Origin of the sequence: Paracoccus sigandri (assembly GCF_003709565.1) — a bacterium.
Classification (GTDB): Bacteria; Pseudomonadota; Alphaproteobacteria; order Rhodobacterales; family Rhodobacteraceae; genus Paracoccus; species Paracoccus siganidrum.
Genome location: NZ_QNRC01000020.1, coordinates 42,238 through 61,895, shown reverse-complemented (window position 1 = coordinate 61,895; position 19,658 = coordinate 42,238). Strand labels below are relative to the sequence as shown.

Sequence of the window (19,658 nt, the reverse complement as noted above, 5' to 3'; positions counted from 1 at the left end):
AGGATGGAGGGTCAGCGTTGGAACGGGCAGCCAGAGGGGTCGCAGGGCGGCCGGCCGGGCTGCGGGCAGCGCCATGCCGCTCCGCTCTGCACCGTCGCCTTGCTGGTGCTGGCGGCCTGCGGCCGCGAGATGACCGAGGACATCCTGCCCGGCGGCATCCCCGCCCGCACCAACCTGCACGAGGCCAGCACCCTGCCCCCGGATTCCGTCCGCACCGTCGCCCGCCGGGATTTCGGCTGGAGGCTGATCTATCACCCCGCCCGCGCCCCGGCCAATGCCGAACAGGGCGCGGCTTTCGCATTATGCGGGCTGGAACGCCGCCGCCCCCTGCGGATCGACATCCTGCCCCGCACCGACCCGACCGCCGATCCCGGCGCCCGAATGATCGACATCCACTGCGCCTGAACGCATCACCCGCCCACGACACCGCCCGCAACCTCAGCCTGAACCCCTTACCCTGAACCGGGGATGAGCCATGAACGACCAACCCAAGAATACCGATTTCCACGATTCCTCATTCCTGCAAGGGCATAACGCCGCCTATGTGGAACAGCTCTATGGCCAGTGGGCGCAGAACCCCGCCGCCTTCGACGCGCAATGGGACGCCTTCTTCCGCAGCCTGGGCGACGAGGCCACCGACGCCGTGCGCGAGGCCGAGGGCGCCAGCTGGAAGCGCGCCGACTGGCCGCCGGCCGTCGCCGACGACAATACCGCCGCGCTGACCGGCGAATGGCCGATGGCCTCGAAGGACGAGGCGCAGGCGGCGATGAAGAAGATCGCCGCCAAGGCCCAGGAAAAGGGCGTCAGCCTGACCACCGACCAGATGCGCCAGGCGGTGCTGGACAGCATCCGCGCGATCATGCTGATCCGTTCCTTCCGGATCCGCGGACATCTTCACGCCGACCTGGACCCGCTGGGGCTGCGCGACATCCCCGACCATGGCGAGCTTGACCCGGCGACCTATGGCTTCGGCCCCGGCGACCTGGACCGGCCGATCTTCATCGACAACGTGCTGGGCCTGGAGATCGCCTCGATCCGCCAGATCACCGACCTGATGCGGCGCACCTATTGCGGCACCTTCGCGCTGCAGTTCATGCATATCTCGAACCCCGAGGAAGCCGCCTGGCTGAAGGAGCGGATCGAGGGCTATGGCAAGGAGATCCAGTTCACCCGCGAGGGGCGCCGCGCCATCCTGAACAAGCTGGTCGAGGCCGAGGGCTTCGAGAAGTTCCTGCATGTCAAGTACATGGGCACCAAGCGCTTCGGCCTGGACGGCGGCGAGGCGCTGATCCCGGCGATGGAGCAGATCATCAAGCGCGGCGGCGCGCTTGGCGTGAAGGAGATCGTCATCGGCATGCCGCACCGGGGCCGGCTGTCGGTCCTGGCCAACGTGCTGTCGAAACCCTACCGGGCGATCTTCCACGAATTCCAGGGCGGCAGCTTCAAGCCCGAGGACGTGGACGGCTCGGGCGACGTGAAATACCACCTCGGCGCCTCGTCCGACCGCGAATTCGACGGCAATACGGTCCACCTGTCGCTGACCGCCAACCCCAGCCACCTGGAGGCCGTGAACCCGGTCGTCTTGGGCAAGGCGCGGGCGAAATCGGACCAGCTGGGCGACCATCACGACCGCATCTCGGTGCTGCCGATCCTGCTGCACGGCGATGCGGCCTTCGCCGGCCAGGGCGTCGTCGCCGAATGCCTGCAGCTGTCGGGCATCCGCGGCCATCGCACCGGCGGCTGCATCCATATCGTGGTGAACAACCAGATCGGCTTCACCACCGCGCCGCATTTCAGCCGCACCTCGCCCTATCCGACCGACATCGCGCTGATGGTCGAGGCGCCGATCTTCCACGTCAATGGCGACGACCCCGAGGCCGTGGTCCATGCCGCCCGCGTGGCCATCGAATTCCGGCAGAAGTTCCAGAAGGACGTTGTCCTGGACATCTTCTGCTATCGCCGCTTCGGCCATAACGAAGGCGACGAGCCGATGTTCACCAACCCGGCGATGTATACGCGCATCAAGTCGCACAAGACGACGCTGCAGCTCTATACCGACCGGCTGGTCGCCGACGGGCTGATCCCCGAGGGCGAGATCGAGGACATGAAGGCCGCCTTCCAGGCGCATCTGAACGAGGAATTCGAGGTCGGCAAGAACTTCAAGCCGAACAAGGCCGACTGGCTGGACGGCAAGTGGTCGGGGCTGGACCGCGAGGGCATCGAATATGTCGCCGGCGAGACCGGCATCTCGCCCGAGGTCATGACCCAGGTCGGCCGGGCGCTGACCACCGTCCCCGAGGGGCTGAGCCTGCACAAGACCGTCGGCCGCCTGCTGGAGGCCAAGCGGCAGATGTTCGAGACCGGCCAGGGCTTCGACTGGGCAACGGGCGAGGCGCTGGCCTTCGGCTCGCTGCTGGTCGAGGGTCATGGCGTGCGCCTGGCCGGCCAGGATTCGACCCGCGGCACCTTCAGCCAGCGCCATTCGGCCTTCATCGACCAGAAGTCCGAGGACCGCTATTACCCGCTGAACCATATCCAGCCGGACCAGGCGAAATACGAAGTCATCGATTCGATGCTGTCGGAATATGCCGTGCTGGGCTTCGAATACGGCTATTCGCTGGCCGAGCCGAAATCGCTGGTCATGTGGGAGGCGCAGTTCGGCGATTTCGCCAATGGCGCGCAGATCATGTTCGACCAGTTCATCAGCTCCGGCGAGAAGAAATGGCTGCGCATGTCGGGCCTGGTGATGCTGCTGCCCCACGGCTGGGAGGGCCAGGGCCCCGAGCACAGCTCGGCCCGGCTGGAACGCTTCCTGCAGATGTGCGCCGAGGACAACTGGATCGTGGCCAACTGCACCACGCCGGCCAACTATTTCCACATCCTGCGCCGCCAGATCCATCGCGGCTTCCGCAAGCCGCTGGTGCTGATGACGCCGAAATCGCTGCTGCGCCATCCCAAGGCGGTCAGCGCCGCCGAGGATTTCCAGACCGGCTCGAACTTCCACCGCATCCTGTGGGACGATGCCGAACGCGGCACCTCGGACACGAAGCTGGTCGCGGATGACAGGATCCGCCGCGTCGTGATCTGCTCGGGCAAGGTCTATTACGACCTGCTGAAGGCCCGCGACGAGGCCGGGATCGACGATGTCTACCTGCTGCGCCTGGAACAGTTCTATCCCTTCCCCGCCCAGGCGATGGTCAAGGAACTGGGCCGCTTCAAGCAGGCGGAATGCGTCTGGTGCCAGGAAGAGCCCAAGAACCAGGGCGGCTGGACCTTCGTCGAGCCCTATCTGGAATGGGTGCTGGAACGGCTGGGCGCCAAGCACGGCCGGGCCCGCTATGTCGGCCGCAACGCCGCCGCCTCGCCCGCGACGGGCCTGGCCTCGCGCCACAAGGCCGAGCAGGAGGCGCTGGTCTCCGAGGCGCTCGACCTCGAAGGATGATTTGATGACCATCGAAGTGAAAGTGCCCGCCCTGGGCGAATCCGTCACCGAGGCCACCGTCGCCACCTGGTTCAAGAAGCCGGGCGAGCGGGTCGAGGTCGACGAGATGCTGTGCGAGCTGGAAACCGACAAGGTGACGGTCGAGGTGCCCAGCCCGGCGGCAGGCGTGCTGGCCGCCATCCTCGCCGCCGAGGGCGAGACCGTCGCCCCCGACGCGCTGCTGGCGCAGATCGACGAAACCGGCGCCGCCACCGGCGCCGCCCCCAAGACCCGAAAACCGCAGGCCGCAGAAACCCAGGCCGAGAAGACCCAGGAGGGACAGAGAATGAGCGGTAAATCCGTGGATGTGATGGTGCCGGCACTGGGCGAGAGCGTGACCGAGGCCACCGTCGCCACCTGGTTCAAGAAGGTCGGCGACAGCGTGGCCATGGACGAGATGCTGTGCGAGCTGGAAACCGACAAGGTCTCGGTCGAGGTCCCCGCCCCCGCCGCCGGCGTGCTGGCCGAGATCCTGGCCGAGGAAGGCGCGACCGTCGACGCGAAGGCGCGGCTGGCGATCATCACCGAAGGCGCCGCCGGCGCCGCGCCCTCGGCCCCTGCTGCCGCGCCGCAGGAAAAGGCCATCGATGCCGGGCCCGAACAGCCGGTGCTGCGCAAGGATGTCGAGGATGCGCCCTCGGCGAAAAAGGCCATGGCCGAGGCGGGCGTCAGCCGCGACCAGGTCGCCGGCTCGGGCCGCGACGGCCGGGTGATGAAGGAGGACGTGGCCAGGGCCGCCGCCGCGCCGCAAGCCGCCGCCCCTGCCCCGGCAACTGCTCCGCGCGCCCCCTCGGCCCCCGGCGACGCCGCCCGCGAGGAGCGCGTCAAGATGACCCGCCTGCGCCAGACCATCGCCCGGCGCCTGAAGGACGCCCAGAACACCGCCGCGATGCTGACGACCTACAATGAGGCCGACATGTCCGGCATCATGGCGTTGCGCAACGAATACAAGGACGCCTTCGAGAAGAAGCACAAGGTCAAGCTGGGCTTCATGTCCTTCTTCGTGAAGGCCTGCTGCCACGCGCTGAAGGAAGTGCCCGAGGTCAACGCGGAAATCGACGGCACCGACGTGGTCTACAAGAACTACGTCAACATGGGCGTCGCGGTGGGCACGCCCTCGGGCCTCGTCGTGCCGGTGGTGCGCGACGCCGACCAGAAGGGCTTCGCGCAGATCGAGAAGGAAATCGCCGAGCTGGGCGCCAAGGGCCGCGACGGCAAGCTGACCATGCAGGAAATGCAGGGCGGCACCTTCACCATCTCGAATGGCGGCGTCTACGGCTCGCTGATGTCCTCGCCGATCCTGAACCCGCCGCAATCGGGGATCCTGGGGATGCACAAGATCCAGGAACGCCCGATGGTCGTCGGCGGCCAGATCGTGATCCGGCCGATGATGTACCTGGCGCTCAGCTACGACCACCGGATCGTCGACGGCAAGGGCGCCGTGACCTTCCTGGTCCGCGTCAAGGAGGCGCTGGAGGATCCGCGCCGCCTGCTGATGGATCTGTGATCCCGCAAGGGGCGTTGATGCCCAATCGACGCCCCTTGACCCGAAAAGGAGATCGCCATGCAGGCCCTCGTCCATTACGCCCTGTCCGACTATGCCCGCTTCCGCACGGCCTTCGACGCCGATGCCGAGGATCGCGGCCAGAACGGGTTGTCGCTGCTGCAATTGTGGCGCGAGAATGACGCAAGCGCCTGGGCGCTTTACCAGGTGAACGACGCTACCGCGGCCCGCGCCTATCTGGGCGGCGGCGGCGCGGCCTTCGCCGCCCAGGCCGGGGTCGGCAGCCTGCAGTTCCATTTCCTCGAAACCGCCTGAGAATGATGTCGACCGAACTGACCGTCCTGGCGCTTGCAGCCCTGCTCCAGGGGCTTCAGTTCGCCGCCTATTCGATCGCCGCGAACCGCCAGGTCGGCCCGAAGGTCGCCATGGGCCCGCGCGACCAGGCGCCCATGCTGACCGGCACGGCCGGCCGCCTGCAACGCGCGCTGAACAACCATTTCGAGGGGCTGATCCTCTTCGCCATCGCCGTCTTGGTCACGGTGGCCGGCGGGCAGGCCTCGGCCCTGACGGCGGCCTGCGCCTGGATCTACCTGGGCGCGCGCCTGCTCTACATCCCCGCCTATGTCCTCGGCTGGGTGCCCTGGCGCTCGGTCATCTGGGCCCTGGGCTTCGCGGCGACAATGCTGATGATCCTGGCGAGCCTCATCTGACTTCGCCTTGGTCCAAATATCCTGCGGGGGTCCGGGGGTGCAAAACCCCCGGCTTGCCGCCACAGACGGAAGGAACGAGAAATGTATGATCTGATCGTCATCGGCGCCGGCCCCGGCGGCTATGTCTGCGCCATCCGCGCCGCGCAGCTGGGCCTGAAGGTCGCCTGCGTCGAGGGCCGCGAGACGCTTGGCGGCACCTGCCTGAACGTGGGCTGCATCCCCTCGAAGGCGCTCTTGCATGCCAGCCACATGCTGCACGAATCGCATGAGAATTTTGAGAAGATGGGCCTGACCGGCGCCAAGGTGAAACTCGATTGGGCGAAGATGCAGGGCTACAAGGCCGAGACCGTCGGCGGCAATACCAAGGGCATCGAATTCCTGTTCAAGAAGAACAAGATCGACTGGCTGAAGGGCTGGGGCAGCATCGAGGCGCCGGGCAAGGTCCGCGTCGGCGAGACCCTGCACGAGGCGAAGAACATCGTCATCGCCTCGGGCTCGGTGCCGTCCAGCCTGAAGGGGGTCGAGGTCGACAACGACAAGGGCATCGTCGTCGATTCCACCGGCGCGCTGTCGCTGCCGAAGATCCCGAAATCCATGGTCGTGATCGGCGCCGGCGTGATCGGGCTGGAGCTTGGCTCGGTCTATGCGCGGCTGGGCGCCGAGGTCACGGTGATCGAATATCTGGACGTGATCACGCCGGGCATGGATGCCGAGGTGCAGAAGCAGTTCCAGAAGGTGCTGACCAAGCAGGGGCTGACATTCATCCTGGGCGCGGCGGTCTCCGGGGTCGAGCATGGCACCGGCAAGGCCGAGGTCAAATACAGCCTGAAGAAGGACGGCAAGGAACAGGCGCTGAAGGCCGATTGCGTGCTGGTCGCCACCGGCCGCAGCCCCTTCGTCGACGGGCTGGGGCTGGACAAGCTGGGCATCGACCTGGATGCGCGCGGCTTCATCCCGGTGGACAGGCATTGGCAGACCTCCGCCTCCGGCATCTATGCCATCGGCGATGCGGTGCCGGGGCCAATGCTGGCCCACAAGGCCGAGGACGAGGGCATGGCGGTGGCCGAGGTCATCGCCGGCAAGCATGGCCATGTGAATTACGACGTGATCCCCGGCGTGATCTACACCATGCCCGAGGTGGCCAGCGTCGGGCTGACCGAGGCGGCGGCCAGGGAGGCCGGGCGCAAGGTCAAGGTCGGCAAGTTCCCCTTCATGGGCAATGCCCGCGCCAAGGCGGTGATGCAGGCCGACGGTTTCGTCAAGCTGATCGCGGATGCCGAAACCGACCGGATCCTGGGCTGCCACATCATCGGCCCCAATGCCGGCGAGATGATCCACGAGGTCTGCGTGGCGATGGAATTCGGCGCCTCGGCCGAGGACCTGGCGCTGACCTGCCACGCCCATCCGACGACCTCGGAGGCGGTGCGCGAGGCGGCGCTGGCCTGCGGCGACGGGGCGATCCATGTCTGAAGCGGCGGGGTCGGGAACGGCCGGCGGGGAAAGGGGGGCGCTGCCCCCCTCGGCGCTGGCGCGCCTCACCCCCCGGGGTATTTCGGCAACAGAGAAGATGGGACGGCGCGGGGTGCTGCTGGCGGTCCTGGCGCTGGCGGCCTGCGGCGGGGGCGGCAGGCGCGAGGAGCGCGGCGGGGCGGGGCTCTATCCCAACGAGACGCCCTATCTGCGGTCGCGGATCAATTACTGGGCGGCGCATCATCGTGTGCCGCCCTCGCTGGTGCAGCGGGTGGTCATCCGCGAATCCGGCCATCGGCCCGATGCGCGCAACGGGCCTTATTACGGCTTGATGCAGCTTCTGCCGCAGACCGCGCGGACGATGGGCTATCGCGGGCCGGACAGCGGCTTGCTGGATGCCGACACGAATCTGCAATACGGGGTGAAATATCTGCGCGGCGCCTATCTGGTGGCGGGCGGCAATCACGACGCGGCCGTCGGCTGGTATGCGCGCGGCTATTACTATGAGGCCAAGCGCAAGGGCCTGCTGGAGGAGACCGGGCTGCGCGGCTGATCCGCGCGGGGGCTTCGTGCGAAGGCGCCCCCTTGCGGAGGGCGCCTTCATTGTTCCGTGAGCGGCAGCGATCAGCGGGCGGTTTCGCGCACGACCTCTCCGGCGCTGTCGAGTTCCAGGGTGACCGGCTCTCCAGCGGGGTTCTGCGCTTCGAGAACCAGGCGCGGGCCGTCCTGGCGCAACAGGCCGAAGCCGGAATAGCCGGCCTCGGTCAGGCGCTGGTTGACCTCGACCGGGTCGAAGGCCAGTTCCGGGGCTTCTGCGCGCGGACCGCCCGAACGGCGCGGATCGGGGCGCATCCCTTCGCCGTGGAAGCGCGCGCGGGGGGCGTCGCCATGCGCGCCGCGTTCACCATGCGCGCCGCGTTCCTGCCAGCCGCCAGGGCCCTTGCGGCTGCCATCGTCGCGTCCGAAGCGCAGCAGCCGGCCGTCCTGGTCGACCATCACCCGGACATGCTGGCCGGTCTCGTCCCGGCCCTCGACGCGGAACCGGCCTTCGCCATGCAGCTTGATCTCGTCGATGCTGGCGAACTGGCCCAGCACGTCGCTGCCCAGCACCGCCTGGGGCAGCAGCGCGTCGACCAGCGATTGCGGCAGCGCGGTGTCATCGGCATCGATCGCGACCAGCCGGCCCTCGGCGTCGAATTCCAGCTCCAGGTCGTCGCCGTTCTGCTGATAGCCCTCGACCTCGATCCTGCCACGCTCGGTCTTGATGTCCTGGATGCGGGCGAACAGCCCCATCGCCTCGTGGCCGCGCACCGCGTCGGGCAGGACCGCGTCGATCACCTGCTGCGGCAGGGGCACGTCGTCGGCCTCGATCTCGACCGGGTTGCCGTCGCGGTCCAGCTTCACCTCGATCTTGCCGCCGCCGGGCAGCCGGCCCTCGATTTCCTGCCCGCCCTGCCGCTTCGTCTCGGTCTGCACGTTCTGCAGATCCAGCCCCTGCAGCCAGGCCGGCATCCGGGCCGCGTCCTGCGCCAGCGCCGCCCCCCCCAGCGCGCAGCCAAGCGCCACGATCGCGGCCGAGGTCGTCAGTCTGATCCTGCTCATAGGTCTTTCCTTCCTTGAATTCCCGTCCCGTCGGGCCATGCGAATCCGCGCCCCGGACGAATCAGGTTCTAGCGGGCCCTGTCCGAACGAACCGCCAACGCGCCATTTGGTTTCCATTGGGGCCGCGCCGCGCATGATCGCCGCCATGACGCGCCTTTCGACCAGCCTTGCCCTGATTCTGGCGGCCCTTTCCCCCGCGGCCCTGCCGGTTGCGGCGCAGGAGCCGCCGCCGATCTTCGACGAGTTCCGCCCCCTGCCCCTGCACGAGATCGCCCGCCGCGTCAGCGACCGCTATGTCGGCCGGCTGATCGCCGCCGAGGCGCGCCCGCCCCTGCCGCAGGAGCGTGATCTGGGCGCGGCGCTGGTCTACGAGTTCCGGCTGGTCACGCCGCGCCGGCAGATGCTGCAGATCCGCGTCGATGCGCGCGACGGGCGTTTCCTGGAGGTTGCGGGCCGGGGCCAGATCGAGGCATTGAGGACCGGCGCAAGATCCGGGCCGGGGCTGGGGCCGCGCGGGCGCCCGCATGGGCAGCCTTTCGGGCGCGGCATGAGGGATGAGGACTGAATGCGGGCATTGATCGTCGAGGATGATCCGGTGCTGGCCGGGCAGCTTGCCGCGGCCATGCAGGATGCGGGTTTCGTGACCGACCGCGCGGGCGACGGCGCCGAGGGCGAGTTCCTGGGCGCGACCGAAAGCTATGACGTGGCGATCCTGGACCTGGGCCTGCCGGGAATGCCGGGGATCGAGGTGCTGACCCGCTGGCGCGACCAGGGCATCGCCATGCCGGTGCTGATCCTGACCGCACGCGGCGACTGGACCGACAAGGTCGCCGGTTTCCGCGCCGGCGCCGACGACTATGCGGTCAAGCCCTTCCGCCTGGACGAGGTCGTGCTGCGATGCCAGACGCTGATCCGCCGCGCGGCGGGCCATGCGCGGCCGGTGATCGGCGCCGGGCGGCTGCAGCTGGACAGCCAGCTGGGGGTCATCACCCGCGACGGCGTGGCGCTGAAGCTGACCCCGTTCGAGACCCGCATCCTGGCCTATCTGATCCATCACCAGAACCGCATCGTCAGCCGAACCGAGCTGTCCGAACATCTCTACGAGGCCGATGCCGACCGCGATTTCAAGTCGATCGAGGTGGTGATCGGCCGGCTGCGCCGCAAGATCGGCGAGGGCGTGATCGAGACCCGGCGCGGCGAGGGATACGTGCTGCGGACGGATGGCTGATGCGCTCGATCCGCGCCCGGCTTCTGGTCCTTGCGGCGGTCTGGCTGACGGCGGCGCTGCTGGCGGCCTTCCTGTTCCTGTCGGCGCTGCTCGAGGATTTCGTCACCGACCGCTTCGATGCCGAGGCCGGGGCGCTGGCCGATGCGCTGATCGCCAGCCTGGAGATCGAGAGCAGCGGCCGGATCGAGGTCGACGACCCGCCCGCCGATCCGCGCCTGACCCTGCCGCTGACCGGCTGGTACTGGCAGGCCGAGGCCGACGGGCAGGTCTTCGCGCGCTCGGCTTCGCTGCTGGACGGGCGGCTGGCGGGACCGGGCGGCGAATTCACCGGCGGGCGCGGCATGGGCGCCGATGGCGCGGCGCTGCGGGTGCTGCGCCGCGAACTGACCATCCCCGACAGCGACGCGCTGATCGCCATCACCGTGACCGCGCCGCAGCAGCAGATCGAGGAAAGCCTGCGCCAGATCCGCGGCCCGCTGGGGCTGGCGCTGATCGTGCTGGGGCTGGGGCTGGCGGCGGCCAGCGTGGTGCAGGTGACGGCGGGGTTGCGCAGCCTCGACCGGCTGGGCGCGGATCTGCGGCAGGTGCGGGCGGGCAAGGCCGAGCGGCTGGGCCTGCCGGACGTGTCGGAACTGCGCCCCCTGACGACCGAGATCAATGCCGCGCTGGACCAGAACGCCACGCTTCTGGCCCGGTCGCGCCAGCACCTGGGCAACCTGGCCCATTCGCTGAAGACCCCCTTGGCGGCGCTGGCCAATGAACTGCCGGACGGCCATGCGGGCCACAAGCTGATCACTCGCATGGACCGGCTGATCGGCTGGCACCTGCGCCGCGCCCGCGCCGCCTCGCCCCGGATCCTGGGTCAGCGCACGCCCGTCGCGCCGGTGATCGGCGACATCATGCTGGTGCTGCGCTGGCCGATGGAGGACAAGGGCATCCGCCCGCTGATCGACTGCCCGCCCGACGCCAGCTTCGCCGGAGAGCGGCAGGACCTGGAGGAGATGATCGGCAACCTGGCCGAGAACGCGGTGAAATGGGGCCGAAGCCGGCTGGCCCTGCGGGTGACGGGTGGCGATGGCCGGCTGGTGATCCGCATCGAGGATGACGGCCCCGGCATGGCCGAGACCGACGCCCCCCGCGCGCTGATCCGCGGCGCGCGCCTGGACGAACAGGGCCCGGCCGGAAGCGGGCTGGGCCTGGCCATCGTCGCCGACCTGGCCGCCCTGCATGGCGGCGAACTGCGGCTGGGCCGCGCGGAAATGGGCGGGCTTGCCGCGATTCTGGACCTGCCCGCCTGAAATCCGGGCAGAAACCCCGCGCCGTGATTTTACCCTTTGATAAAATTTCGGACCTGTGCCAGCCTGAACGGACCAACAGGAGTGCCAGGAGACGCAAATGTCCCAAGCCAGACTGTCGCCCGGAGTGCTGCCCGGCCGCCTGAGCGCCGCGGAACTGGCGGCGAATTTCGCCGATGTCGCCCCGCCGCTGGATGCCCACGAGGCGCAGGTCGCCGCCGACCGCTGCTATTTCTGCCACGACGCGCCCTGCGTCACGGCCTGCCCGACCTCGATCGACATTCCGCTGTTCATCCGTCAGATCGCCACGGGCACGCCGGATGCGGCGGCGATGACGATCTTTCACGCCAATATCCTGGGCGGCATGTGCGCCCGCGTCTGCCCGACCGAGAACCTTTGCGAAGGCGCCTGCGTGCGGATGGAGGCCGAGGGCCAGCCGGTCGAGATCGGCGCGCTGCAGCGCCATGCGACCGACGGGCTGATGTCGCGCCAGGGCCATCCCTTCCGCCGCGCCGAACCCACCGGCAGGCGCATCGCCGTGGTCGGCGCCGGGCCGGCGGGCCTGTCGGCGGCGCATCGGCTGGCCGCCAAGGGCCATGACGTGGTGATCTACGAGGCCCGGCCCAAGCCCGGCGGGCTGAACGAATACGGCATCGCCAGCTACAAGGCGGTGGACGGTTTCGCCCAGGCCGAGGTGAAATGGCTTCTGGGCATCGGCGGGATCGAGCTGCGCCACGACCAGAGCCTCGGCCGCGACATCACGCTGGAGGGGTTGCGCGCCGAACATGACGCGGTGTTCCTGGGCATGGGTCTTGGCGGCGTCAACCGGCTGCGCACCGAGGGCGAGGAACGCGGCAACGTGCTGGACGCGGTGTCCTTCATCCGCGATCTGCGCCAGGCCGGGGACCTGACCGCCCTGCCCATCGGCCGCGACGTGGTGGTGATCGGCGGCGGCATGACCGCCGTGGACGCGGCGGTGCAGGCCCGGCTTCTGGGCGCCGAGAACGTCACCATCGTCTATCGCCGCGGCCGCGACCGCATGGGCGCCAGCCGGCACGAGCAGGACCATGCGACCAGCGCGGGCGTGCGGATCATCTGCAACGCGGTGCCGGTCGCCATCCACGGCAACGGCGCGGTGGCCGAGGTCGAATTTTCCTATTCCGAGGACGGCCCCGATGGGCTTATGCTGACCGCGAACCGGTTCCGCCTGAGGGCCGACCAGCTGTTTCGCGCCATCGGGCAGAGGCTCGACGGCATCCCCGAAGGACTTGCGCTGCAGGGCGGCAAGATCGCCGTCGACGCGCGCGGCCGGACCTCGGTTCCGGGCGTCTGGGCGGGCGGGGACTGCGCCTCGGGCGGGGACGATCTGACAGTCACCGCGGTCGCCGAAGGTCGGGACGCCGCCGAGGATATTCACGAGTTCCTGAATGAGCCAGACTGACGATTCTCTGCTGCTGGGCATCAGCGCCCCGATCTTCCGCGACGCCGCGGGACGGCTTTTCATCGAAAGCCAGACGATTTCGGGCCTGAAAGCCTGGCGCGAGAATTTCGCCCGCGTCACGGCCTTTTCCATCTGCCATGACGCCCCGCCCCCGGCCGGCTGGGCGGATGCGGCGGCCGAGGGGATCGCGGCGCCGGAAATCGCCATCGTGCCGCTACCCGACACCTATGACCTGAAGACCCTGCTGCGCCAGCGCCGCACGCTGTCCGGCCAGATGCTGCAACTGATGCGCGAGACGCAATATCACACCTTCGCCTATGGCGGCTGGATCGGCGATCCGGGCGAGATCGCGGCCTCGGTCGCGCGCCGGCACGGCATTCCCCATGCGGTCTGGTTCGACCGGGTCGAATCGCAGGTGGTTCGCGCGGAAAGCGGCAAATCGCTGCCCGCGCGGCTGAAATCGGCGCTGCGCGCGGCGATCTTCACCCGCAACGAGAACCGCGCCGTCCGCAGCGCCGACCTGAGCCTGCTGCATGGCGCGACGGTCTTTCGCCATTTCAGCAAGATCGCCCGGAATCCCCATCAGGTGGAGGACGTGCATTTCACCGATGGCGACCGGGTCGATGCGGATGTCATAGCGGCCAAGGCGAATGCCGCCGCCGAGGGTCCGCTGCGCATCCTCTATTGCGGGCGGGCGGCAGCGATGAAGGGCCCCCTGGACTGGATCCGGGTGCTGGTCGGGCTGAAGGCGCAGGGCGTGGATTTCGAGGCCCATTGGCTGGGCGAGGGCGAGATGCTGGCCGAGATGCGCGCCGCCGCCGCCGAGGGCGGGCTGACCGAGACGGAGCTGCGCTTCGAGGGCTTCGTGTCGGACCCGGCGCGGGTGCGCGACTTCTATCGCAGGGCGCATCTGCTGCTGTTCTGCCATCTCAGCGACGAATCGCCCCGCAACCTGATCGAGAGCCTGCATTCCGCCACGCCGCTGGTCGGCTATCGCGATCCCTATTCGGCCGAGCTGACCGGCGAACAGGGTGCCGGGCTGCTGGTGCCGCGCGGCGATACCGACGCGCTTGTCGCCTCGCTTGCCGCGCTGGATGCCGACCGGCCGCGGCTGTCCGAGCTGATCCGGCGCGCCGGGGCCTCGGCCGCCCATCTGACCCGCGACGAGGTCTTCCGCCACCGAAGCGACATAATCCGCAGTCAACTGAACCAGCCACATCGATGATGCAGCCACAGGGGGTGACATGGCAGATCTTCGCAGCGATTTCATAGGGATCAAGTCCCCGAACCCGTTCTGGCTGGCCTCGGCGCCGCCGACGGACAAGGAATACAATGTCCGCCGCGCCTTCCAGGCCGGCTGGGGCGGCGTCGTGTGGAAGACGCTCGGCGCGGAGGGCCCGCCGGTCGTCAATGTCAACGGCCCGCGCTACGGCGTGATCCACGGTCCCGACCGGCGCGTGCTGGGCCTGAACAATATCGAGCTGATCACCGACCGGGCGCTGGAGGTGAACCTGCGCGAGATCAAGCAGGTCAAGCGCGACTATCCCGACCGGGCGCTGGTCATCAGCCTGATGGTGCCCTGCGACGAGCAGAGCTGGCGCGACATCCTCGCCCGGATCGAGGATACCGGCGCCGACGGGGTCGAGCTGAACTTCGGCTGCCCCCACGGGATGAGCGAGCGCGGCATGGGTTCCGCCGTGGGCCAGGTGCCGGAATATATCGAGATGGTGACGCGCTGGGTGAAGCAGTATTCGCGGATGCCCTGCATCGTGAAGCTGACGCCCAACATCACCGATGTCCGCAAGCCGGCCGAGGCGGCGAAACGCGGCGGCGCCGATGCGGTCAGCCTGATCAACACGATCAACTCGATCACCTCGGTCGACCTGGACCTGTTCGCGCCGGAACCGACCATCGACGGCAAGGGCGCGCATGGCGGCTATTGCGGGCCCGCCGTCAAGCCCATCGCGCTGAACATGGTGGCCGAGATCGCCCGGCATCCCGAAACCCGCGGGCTGCCGATCAGCGGCATCGGCGGGGTGACGACCTGGCGCGACGCGGCCGAGTTCCTGGCGCTCGGCGCGGGCAACGTGCAGGTCTGCACGGCGGCGATGACCTATGGCTTCAAGGTGGTGCAGGAGATGATCACCGGGCTGCGCGACTATCTGGACAGCCACGAGATGGCATTGTCCGACCTGATCGGGCGCGCGGTGCCCAATGTGACCGATTGGCAATACCTGAACCTGAACTATGTCACCAAGGCGCGGATCGACCAGCAGGCCTGCATCAAATGCGGCCGCTGCTATGCCGCCTGCGAGGATACCAGCCACCAGGCCATCGCCATGAAACCCGGCCGCATCTTCGAGGTGATCGAGGAGGAATGCGTGGCCTGCAACCTGTGCCTGGACGTCTGCCCGGTGGAGGATTGCATCACCATGCGCGAACTCGCGCCGGGCGAGGTGGACCTGCGCACGGGCATCGCACGCGGCGGCTATGCCAACTGGACCACCCATCCCAACAACCCGATGGCGAAGGCGGCGGAATAAGCGCACGACCGGCATTGCGTCCCGCGACGGCGGGGGGCTTGACGCCCCCCGCACCCCCCTCGGGTATTTTCGCAACGAAGAAGCGGATGCGTTAATCCTTTTTCAACCGCGCCCGCCTAGGATCGGCGACGCGGTACAGGCTGGGGAGCCGATGACCGCCAACGGAGAAGCCGCCCCGGTCCCTGGGCCGATAACGCCTTACCCGCCGCAGGGCGGGAGGGGCCGGGGCGCAATCCCTGCCACTTCTTCCTTGCCGTTTCTTCGTTGCAGAAATACCCCAGCCCGGCCTACAGCCCGTAGATCCGGCCGAATTTCTCCTCCAGGTAATCCAGCAGCGGCTCGGGGCTGATGGGGCCGCCGGTGGCTTCCTCGATCAGGCGGCGCGGCGGCAGCAGGCCGCCGTGGCGCTGGACGTTCTCGCGCAGCCATTCGACGCCGGGGCCGGCATCGCCGCGGGCCAGGGCGTCGTCAAGGTCGGGCACGGCGGCGCGCATCGCCGCGTTCAAGCCGCCGGCGAGGACATTGCCGAGCGCATAGGTGGGGAAATAGCCGAACAGCCCCACCGCCCAATGGACGTCCTGCAGCAGGCCATTGGCCGGGCGGTCTACCGCGATGCCGAAATCCTTGAGGAAGCGGGCGTTCCAGGCCTCGACCAGGTCCTCGGTATCCAGCCGGCCCGAGATCAGGTCGCGTTCCAGGTCGAAGCGCAGCATGATGTGCAGGTTGTACTGGACCTCGTCGGCCTCGGTGCGGATATGGCCCGGCGCCACGCGGTTGACGGTGGCGTAGAAAGCATCCTCGTCGGCGATGTTCAGCCCGTCGAAGGCATCCGACATCCGCTTGAACAGCCAGCCGGTGAAGGCGCGGCCGCGGCCCATCTGGTTTTCGTAGATGCGGCTCTGGCTTTCATGCACGCCCATCGAGACCCCGCGCCCCAGCGGCGTGAAGGCGTAGTCGGGATCGATGCCCAACTCGTAGCTGGAATGCCCGACCTCGTGGATGGTCGAATAGAGGCAGTTGAAGGGGTCGGTCTCGACCACCCGCGTGGTGATGCGGCTGTCCTGCCAGCGGCCGCTGCTGAAGGGATGCACGGCCAGGTCGATGCGGCCGCGGGTCCAGTCATAGCCGAAGGCGGTAGCGCAGATGCGGGCCAGGCGCAGCTGGGTCTCCTGCGGGAAATGGCCGCTGAGCGCCTGCGGCTGGCGCTCGGCGCCCAGCACGTCCTCGCGCAACGCCACCAGACGCGGGCGCATGGCGTCGAACAGCGCCGCGAGCCCGGCCCCGGTCATGCCCGGCTCGTAATCCTCCAGCAGCGCGTCATACAGGTCGCCGCCATCGGCCAGCGCCGCCGCTTCCTCGCGCTTCAGCATCAGCACCTGGTCCAGCACCGGCAGGAAGTCGGTCGGATCGTCATTGGCGCGCGCCTCGGCCCAGATGCCCTGGGCCAGCGAGGTCAGCCGCGCCAGTTCCGTGGCCAGCCGCGCCGGCACCCGGCTGGCGCGGGTGAAGTCGCGGGCGATCAGCTCGATGATGCGGGCGTCGGCCTCGGATTGCGGCTGGGCGGCCTCCAGCCATTCGCCCAGGCGCGGATCGGTTCGGCGTTCGTGCAGCAGCGTCTCCATCGCGGCCATTTCCTCGGCCCGCTGTTCGGTGGCGCCGCGCGGCATCACGGTTTCCTGGTCCCAGCCCAGCCGCTCGGCGATCGAGGACAGCGCCTCGGTCTGGCGCTGAAAGGCAAGCAGATCGTCGAAGGCGCTCATTTCCTGGTCCCCCTGACCGAGGTTTCGATGGGATAGCGGGCGTGGTGGCGGGCACGCAGGATCAGCGAGAACAGCACCACCGCGCCAAGCTGATGGATCAGCGCCAGGGGCAGCGGCGAGGCGTGCAGCACGTTCAGGATGCCAAGCCCGATCTGCGCGGCCATCGCCACCAGCATGGCGGTAAATGCGCCCCGTGTCACCGGATGGGGCGAGCGGCGGGCGCGCAGCCAGACCACCACGGCGAAGATCGCCAGCAGATAGCCCGCCATGCGGTGGATGAACTGGACCGTCGCCGGGTTCTCGAAGAAGTTGCGCCAGCCCAGATGCGATTCCCAGATCAGCTCGGGGATCCATTCGCCGCCCATGGTCGGCCAGCCGGTATAGTGGCGCCCGGCATCGATCCCGGCGACCAGCGCACCCAGCAGGATCTGCACGAAGGCCAGGTGCATCAGCCCGGTCGAGATCCCGAACAGCCGCGGCTCGCCCGCCCGGCGGGCGCGCAACAGTTCGGCCTCGCTGCGCGACAGCTGCATCACATACCAGGCGATCAGGCCCAGGATCACGAAGGCCAGCCCCAGATGGACCGCCAGCCGGTAGGAGGCGACGCGGGTCATGCCCTCGACCAGGCCCGAGCTGACCATCCACCAGCCGATCGCGCCCTGCAGCCCGCCAAGCGCGCCGATGCCCAGAAGCCGCGGCGTCCAGCCGACGGGGACCTTGCGCGCCGCCAGGAAGCCCAGGAAGCCCGCCGCCCAGACCAGCCCGACCAGCCGGCCCAGCAGCCGGTGCGACCATTCCCACCAGTAGATCTGCTTGAATTCCGACAGCGACATGCCGGCATTCACCTCGGTATATTGCGGGATCTGCCTGTAGGCGTCGAATTCGGACTGCCAGTCGGCGTCGGACATGGGCGGGATCGTGCCGGTGACCGGCGCCCATTCCACGATCGACAGGCCCGAGCCGGTCAGCCGCGTCGCCCCGCCCAGAACGATCATCGCCAGGACCAGCGCGAACAGCACCACCAGCCACAGCCGGATCGCGCGGCGCGCGCCCTTCGGCGCGGCGTCGATCATGCCGGTGGTCTTCACGGGGCGGCTGGCGGTCGGGTCCGAGACTTCCTCGAAAACGGGGCGCTTGGCCATCGCTTGCTCCTTCAGGGTCGGGCGGACAGTAGGTCGCGCCTAGCGGCGGGTCAATTGGCGCAAGATGCCGTGCAGGATGCGCACGTCGCCCCGCGTCAGCGACAGGCGCGACCACATGTTGCGCAGGTTCAACCGCATCGAGGCGGCCTTGGTTTCCGGAAAGAAAAACCCCGCCGCCTCAAGGCCTTCCTCATAGCGGTCGCCCAGCCGCTCGATCTCGATGCGGTCGGCGGGGGCGTCGCTGTCGGAACGGCGCGCATGGGGGGCGGGCTCGGGCGGCAAATGGTCGCGGCCCCATTCGTAGCCCATCAGCAGCACCGCCTGCGCCAGGTTCAGCGAGGCGAATTCCGGGTTGACCGGCACCGTCACGATGGCATTGGCGCGGGCGACATCCTCGTTCTCCAGCCCGGCGCGCTCGGGGCCGAAGATGATCGCGCAGTTGCCGTCATGGGCGCGGGCCTTTTCCATCGCGCTGGCCGGGGTGAAGACCGGCTTGGTCAGCTCGCGCCCGCGCGCGGTGGTGGCGAAGGCATAGTCGATGCCCTCCATCGCCTCGGCCAGCGTGGGATAGACGCGGGCCTGGTCCAGCACCCGCCCCGCCGCGCCCGAGGCCATCGCCACCGCCCTGGGGTTCGGCCAGCCGTCGCGCGGCGCGACCAGCCGCAGCCGGGTCAGGCCGAAATTCAGCATGGCGCGGGCGGCCGCGCCGATATTCTCGCCCATCTGCGGGCGGACCAGGATGATGACGGGTTGACGCAAATCGCTCATGCCCTGCCGCATAGTCCGTCTGGCCGCGGGCGGCAAGCTGCGCTATCTGGGACGCAACGACTGGAGTATGCCATGACCGACGCCCCGCAGCTTTACCTGATGACCCCCGCCGGCGCGCTGGCCTCGGCCCTGGGGCCCCTGCTGTCCGAGGTCATGGACCGCTTTCCCCCCGCTTGCCTGCGCATCCGCGGCGGCGCCGAGGAGGAGGAACTGGGCCGGCTGGCCGACCTGGCACGCGAGATCGCCCATGGGCGCGACGTTGCCGTGGTGATCGACGACCATGTGCGGCTGGCGCAGCGGCACGGGCTGGACGGGGTGCATCTGACCGACGGCGCGCGCGGCGTCCGGGCGGCGCGCAAGGAGCTGGGCGCGGATGCCATCGTCGGCGCCTTTTGCGGGTCCTCGCGCCACGAGGGGATCAACGCGGCCGAGGCCGGTGCGGATTACGTCAGCTTCGGCCCGGTGGGCGACACCGCGCTGGGTCGCGGCACCCCGGCGCCGCTGGAGCTGTTCCAGTGGTGGTCCGAGATGATCGAGGTGCCGGTCGTCGCCGAGGGCGCGCTGAGCCGCGAGCTGATCGCCGGGCTGTCGCCGGTCTCGGACTTCATCGCCATCGGCCCCGAGATCTGGGGCCAGGAAGACCCGGTCGCCGCGCTGGCGGGGTTGTGGGGGTGAGGCGCGAGGGGTGAGGGGATAAACTTGCGACTTGAAGCG

At 68.8% G+C, this 19,658-nt stretch carries 18 protein-coding genes; 14 read left to right on the top strand and 4 right to left on the bottom strand.

Features of this window, described 5'->3' with window-relative positions; all coding sequences use genetic code 11:
- Positions 1-3 precede the first annotated feature (3 nt).
- The 7 genes from C9E82_RS16660 (at position 4) to C9E82_RS16630 (ending at position 7,718) form a co-directional block, all read left to right on the top strand.
- Positions 4-405 carry a hypothetical protein gene (locus tag C9E82_RS16660; RefSeq protein WP_119900375.1) on the top strand — a complete coding sequence of 134 codons (402 nt, stop codon included), beginning with the start codon at positions 4-6 and terminating at the stop codon, positions 403-405.
- Between the two features lie 70 nt (positions 406-475).
- Positions 476-3,442, top strand: coding sequence for a 2-oxoglutarate dehydrogenase E1 component (locus tag C9E82_RS16655; RefSeq protein ID WP_119900374.1), 2,967 nt, complete (start codon positions 476-478; stop codon positions 3,440-3,442).
- Between the two features lie 4 nt (positions 3,443-3,446).
- Positions 3,447-4,988, top strand: coding sequence for a 2-oxoglutarate dehydrogenase complex dihydrolipoyllysine-residue succinyltransferase (gene odhB / locus C9E82_RS16650; protein ID WP_119900373.1), 1,542 nt, complete (start codon positions 3,447-3,449; stop codon positions 4,986-4,988).
- A 57-nt stretch (positions 4,989-5,045) separates the two neighbouring features.
- Positions 5,046-5,300, top strand: a complete 255-nt coding sequence (locus tag C9E82_RS16645) for a hypothetical protein (protein WP_119900372.1) — start codon at positions 5,046-5,048, stop codon at positions 5,298-5,300.
- 5 nt (positions 5,301-5,305) lie between these two features.
- On the top strand, positions 5,306-5,695 hold the full coding sequence (locus tag C9E82_RS16640) for an MAPEG family protein (RefSeq protein WP_119900386.1): 390 nt from the start codon (positions 5,306-5,308) through the stop codon (positions 5,693-5,695).
- Positions 5,696-5,776: 81 nt separating this feature from the next.
- Entirely contained in the window at positions 5,777-7,165 is a 1,389-nt protein-coding gene (lpdA, locus tag C9E82_RS16635) for a dihydrolipoyl dehydrogenase (protein ID WP_119900371.1), read from the top strand.
- A 97-nt stretch (positions 7,166-7,262) separates the two neighbouring features.
- On the top strand, positions 7,263-7,718 hold the full coding sequence (locus C9E82_RS16630; protein WP_122449331.1) for a lytic transglycosylase domain-containing protein: 456 nt from the start codon (positions 7,263-7,265) through the stop codon (positions 7,716-7,718).
- A gap of 71 nt (positions 7,719-7,789) precedes the next feature.
- Here the strand turns inward: C9E82_RS16630 and C9E82_RS16625 are convergent, their stop codons facing one another.
- Entirely contained in the window at positions 7,790-8,767 is a 978-nt protein-coding gene (locus C9E82_RS16625; protein ID WP_119900931.1) for a PepSY domain-containing protein, read from the bottom strand.
- Positions 8,768-8,912: 145 nt separating this feature from the next.
- Here C9E82_RS16625 and C9E82_RS16620 point away from each other — a divergent pair, with 145 nt between their 5' ends.
- From C9E82_RS16620 to preA, 6 genes are all read left to right on the top strand, one after another.
- Complete coding sequence (locus C9E82_RS16620; RefSeq protein ID WP_119900932.1) at positions 8,913-9,332, top strand: PepSY domain-containing protein; 420 nt, start codon at positions 8,913-8,915, stop codon at positions 9,330-9,332.
- On the top strand, positions 9,333-9,995 hold the full coding sequence (locus tag C9E82_RS16615; RefSeq protein ID WP_119900933.1) for a response regulator transcription factor: 663 nt from the start codon (positions 9,333-9,335) through the stop codon (positions 9,993-9,995).
- The gene (locus C9E82_RS25305) at positions 9,995-11,293 is read left to right on the top strand and encodes a sensor histidine kinase (RefSeq protein ID WP_119900934.1); all 1,299 of its coding nucleotides are present in this window, start codon (positions 9,995-9,997) and stop codon (positions 11,291-11,293) included. Before C9E82_RS16615 ends, C9E82_RS25305 begins: the two co-directional genes overlap by 1 nt.
- Positions 11,294-11,390: 97 nt before the next feature.
- A complete protein-coding gene (locus tag C9E82_RS16605; RefSeq protein WP_119900935.1) occupies positions 11,391-12,731 on the top strand; it encodes an NAD(P)-dependent oxidoreductase in 1,341 nt (446 codons plus the stop codon).
- The gene (locus tag C9E82_RS16600) at positions 12,718-13,956 is read left to right on the top strand and encodes a glycosyltransferase (RefSeq protein WP_119900936.1); all 1,239 of its coding nucleotides are present in this window, start codon (positions 12,718-12,720) and stop codon (positions 13,954-13,956) included. Before C9E82_RS16605 ends, C9E82_RS16600 begins: the two co-directional genes overlap by 14 nt.
- Positions 13,957-13,975: 19 nt before the next feature.
- Positions 13,976-15,274 (top strand): NAD-dependent dihydropyrimidine dehydrogenase subunit PreA, encoded by a 1,299-nt coding sequence (preA, locus tag C9E82_RS16595; RefSeq protein ID WP_119900937.1) that lies wholly within the window; start codon positions 13,976-13,978, stop codon positions 15,272-15,274.
- Between the two features lie 287 nt (positions 15,275-15,561).
- Here the strand turns inward: preA and C9E82_RS16590 are convergent, their stop codons facing one another.
- The 3 genes from C9E82_RS16590 to C9E82_RS16580 are packed head-to-tail and all read right to left on the bottom strand — an operon-like array spanning position 15,562 to position 18,944.
- Entirely contained in the window at positions 15,562-17,034 is a 1,473-nt protein-coding gene (locus C9E82_RS16590) for a carboxypeptidase M32 (protein ID WP_119901212.1), read from the bottom strand.
- On the bottom strand, positions 17,031-18,176 hold the full coding sequence (gene ctaA, locus C9E82_RS16585) for a heme A synthase (protein ID WP_119901213.1): 1,146 nt from the start codon (positions 18,174-18,176) through the stop codon (positions 17,031-17,033). Before ctaA ends, C9E82_RS16590 begins: the two co-directional genes overlap by 4 nt.
- Before the next feature lie 39 nt (positions 18,177-18,215).
- The gene (locus C9E82_RS16580; RefSeq protein ID WP_122449329.1) at positions 18,216-18,944 is read right to left on the bottom strand and encodes an RNA methyltransferase; all 729 of its coding nucleotides are present in this window, start codon (positions 18,942-18,944) and stop codon (positions 18,216-18,218) included.
- A gap of 72 nt (positions 18,945-19,016) precedes the next feature.
- On the opposite strand from C9E82_RS16580, the gene C9E82_RS16575 reads away from it, so the two are divergent.
- Positions 19,017-19,619 carry a thiamine phosphate synthase gene (locus tag C9E82_RS16575; RefSeq protein WP_119900420.1) on the top strand — a complete coding sequence of 201 codons (603 nt, stop codon included), beginning with the start codon at positions 19,017-19,019 and terminating at the stop codon, positions 19,617-19,619.
- The last annotated feature ends 39 nt before the right edge of the window (positions 19,620-19,658 follow it).

Bases quoted from the DNA above. Each gene is read 5' to 3' on its own strand.
- C9E82_RS16630 (WP_122449331.1), top strand. From the start codon at position 7,263: ATGGGACGGCGCGGGGTGCTGCTGGCGGTCCTGGCGCTGGCGGCCTGC.
- C9E82_RS16625 (WP_119900931.1), bottom strand. From the start codon at position 8,767: ATGAGCAGGATCAGACTGACGACCTCGGCCGCGATCGTGGCGCTTGGC.
- C9E82_RS16620 (WP_119900932.1), top strand. From the start codon at position 8,913: ATGACGCGCCTTTCGACCAGCCTTGCCCTGATTCTGGCGGCCCTTTCC.
- odhB (WP_119900373.1), top strand. From the start codon at position 3,447: ATGACCATCGAAGTGAAAGTGCCCGCCCTGGGCGAATCCGTCACCGAG.
- C9E82_RS16640 (WP_119900386.1), top strand. From the start codon at position 5,306: ATGTCGACCGAACTGACCGTCCTGGCGCTTGCAGCCCTGCTCCAGGGG.
- C9E82_RS16575 (WP_119900420.1), top strand. From the start codon at position 19,017: ATGACCGACGCCCCGCAGCTTTACCTGATGACCCCCGCCGGCGCGCTG.
- C9E82_RS16600 (WP_119900936.1), top strand. From the start codon at position 12,718: ATGAGCCAGACTGACGATTCTCTGCTGCTGGGCATCAGCGCCCCGATC.
- C9E82_RS16615 (WP_119900933.1), top strand. From the start codon at position 9,333: ATGCGGGCATTGATCGTCGAGGATGATCCGGTGCTGGCCGGGCAGCTT.
- C9E82_RS25305 (WP_119900934.1), top strand. From the start codon at position 9,995: ATGCGCTCGATCCGCGCCCGGCTTCTGGTCCTTGCGGCGGTCTGGCTG.
- ctaA (WP_119901213.1), bottom strand. From the start codon at position 18,176: ATGGCCAAGCGCCCCGTTTTCGAGGAAGTCTCGGACCCGACCGCCAGC.
- C9E82_RS16605 (WP_119900935.1), top strand. From the start codon at position 11,391: ATGTCCCAAGCCAGACTGTCGCCCGGAGTGCTGCCCGGCCGCCTGAGC.
- lpdA (WP_119900371.1), top strand. From the start codon at position 5,777: ATGTATGATCTGATCGTCATCGGCGCCGGCCCCGGCGGCTATGTCTGC.
- C9E82_RS16590 (WP_119901212.1), bottom strand. From the start codon at position 17,034: ATGAGCGCCTTCGACGATCTGCTTGCCTTTCAGCGCCAGACCGAGGCG.
- C9E82_RS16645 (WP_119900372.1), top strand. From the start codon at position 5,046: ATGCAGGCCCTCGTCCATTACGCCCTGTCCGACTATGCCCGCTTCCGC.
- C9E82_RS16660 (WP_119900375.1), top strand. From the start codon at position 4: ATGGAGGGTCAGCGTTGGAACGGGCAGCCAGAGGGGTCGCAGGGCGGC.
- preA (WP_119900937.1), top strand. From the start codon at position 13,976: ATGGCAGATCTTCGCAGCGATTTCATAGGGATCAAGTCCCCGAACCCG.
- C9E82_RS16580 (WP_122449329.1), bottom strand. From the start codon at position 18,944: ATGAGCGATTTGCGTCAACCCGTCATCATCCTGGTCCGCCCGCAGATG.
- C9E82_RS16655 (WP_119900374.1), top strand. From the start codon at position 476: ATGAACGACCAACCCAAGAATACCGATTTCCACGATTCCTCATTCCTG.